Here is a 2,179-nt window from a genome sequence, read left to right as displayed (position 1 = left end):
TGCTAACAATGGCTCGGCGACTTACGTCGCTTGCCGTAAGCCGCCGCTGCGCGGACTGCTTACAACAAGCGACTTGGCTAAATAGCTCCGCTTTTGTATCTTCGATACAGCTTCGCTACTTCGCCAAGTCGCCGAGCCATTATGCGGCACCATAGGAAGACAGCCAACGAATAAAGAATGACAGAAAAGAAAAACATATTCCTCGACAAAGATTTAAGATGCGGTGGCTTCTATGAACTTGCTATTCAGGTTTGCCCAAGTATTGACAACGACCCAATAAAACTCTACACTGACTTTATTTGGACACTTAATAATGTTTCAGGACCTTTTGATGAAGACTTTAATACTATACAGACAGACATTGAAATTTTTCAACACCGTGGACTTATAAGACTTGACAATTTTGTCATTCCATTTTTGACTTATAATGTTCGTGAAACAGAACCAATTGAAACAGGATTTAATTGGTTTGACATCTGTTTTTATACAGCAGCGATTGAACACGTTTTTGGTTCAGAATATCAGACTTGGACGGAAAATCCAAAAGTCCCAAAAGAATTGACCGACTTTTTCACCAAGACATTGAAGGACTTGTATAAAATATTTCCATTTGAACTTGCAATGTTAGACTTTGAAGTTTCGGGACAGTATTACTTAGACGATTTAACCAAACCACTGATAAACAATTGGACATCCTCCACTTTTTACGTGGGACAAAAAAAACTATGACTTAATAGCAACTGGGAATAGAAAATTTATAAAACAGATTGAAGAACTTTGACGGAAAAATAGAATGGCGACCGCATAACAGGCGTTTGGCTCAATGGCGGATGACGTGGTTAATTGAACATTCTACCTCGCATCAACTTTTGTGGTGTATTGAAAGTTTTGTGTTCCGAAATCAGCCACATTGCCTACTGCGGGAACGTCAGCAGAAACCACCCATAACCTGTAACCAAACTTTGTAAATTAAATTATTTGTAATTGAACCAAACTATTATGGCAAAACATACATCAGGATATATAAAAAGGAAGAAAATTGCCAACTCAGGTAAAAACAATCTTTTTTATGAATTATTTGAACCAATAAATGAACCTCCAAAGGCTACTGTCCTCATTCTACACGGAATGCAGGAGCATAGCGGTCGTTATAAAAATTTCGCAGAATATCTGTCGAACAACGGTTTTGCAGTTCTTTTATACGACCATCTCGGACACGGAAAAACGGCGGAAAACCGGAAAGAACTAGGTTATTTTCAAATAGAAAATCCCAAACAGCAACTGATAGATGATGCCGCAACGATGGCAGGATTTTTAGAAAACAACTACCCTAACATTTCTCACTTTTTACTAGGTCATTCTATGGGATCTTTCATTGCAAGATGCTTACTTCAGAATCAGGAAGCTGATTTTAAAGGTGCGATCATTGTGGGAACGGGAGGAAAAATCAACGGAATCGGTCTAGCTAAATTTTTCCTGTCCATCAACAATATTATTGCTCCAAAACACCGGAGCAAATTCATCAACCGAACTTTTTCAAAAATTAATAATCAACAATTTAAAGGCGAGAAAGATGGCGACCTTACCAGTTGGCTGAGCCTCAGCAAATCCAACCGTGAATCATTTTGCCAGGACAGCCTATGCGGAGTACCTTTTACCAATAATGGTTTTTACGCACTCGTTTCTCTAAACCATCAGGCAACGGATAGAAAATGGGCAGAAAAATTACCAAAAGAATTTCCTTTTCTTTTTGTAAGCGGAGCTGATGATCCGATAGGAAACTTCGGAAAAGGTGTCGAAAAAACGGTAACACAAATGCAAAAAGATGGTTTTACAGATGTTAAAACTAAAATTTATCCTGCTATGCGGCACGAAATACTTAATGAAGATATTAAAGAATCTGTATATGAAAGTATAAAGGATTGGATCTATGAAAAAATATCACAACCAGAAAAGTAAACAAAAAAGTATTTTAATTAAAAAAATGATTAATAATTAAAATACTTAGTTTTTAATGGAAATTAAGCAAAGCGTTGGACATTAATAATCTAATAACCTGAATTCGATTATTAATTGTATTTAAAATTGCAATCATGGTGGTAAATGTTTATATTTAAGTATCTGAAATTCAAATATTTAACAATATACCAGACCATGATTACATACGATAAAGTTACCG

Annotated in this window: 2 protein-coding genes; both read left to right on the top strand. The window is 36.3% G+C overall.

The window, feature by feature from the left end:
* Positions 1-177: 177 nt before the first annotated feature.
* Positions 178-729 (top strand): hypothetical protein, encoded by a 552-nt coding sequence (locus FLS47_RS16930; RefSeq protein WP_149915505.1) that lies wholly within the window; start codon positions 178-180, stop codon positions 727-729.
* 270 nt (positions 730-999) lie between these two features.
* Positions 1,000-1,959: an alpha/beta fold hydrolase gene (locus FLS47_RS16925; RefSeq protein WP_149915504.1), complete on the top strand. Its 960-nt coding sequence runs from the start codon at positions 1,000-1,002 to the stop codon at positions 1,957-1,959.
* Positions 1,960-2,179 lie beyond the last annotated feature (220 nt).

The sequence above is a fragment of the Sphingobacterium cavernae genome, assembly GCF_008520265.1.
Taxonomy (GTDB): Bacteria; Bacteroidota; Bacteroidia; order Sphingobacteriales; family Sphingobacteriaceae; genus Sphingobacterium; species Sphingobacterium cavernae.
This window is presented reverse-complemented; position numbering and strand designations above follow the sequence as displayed.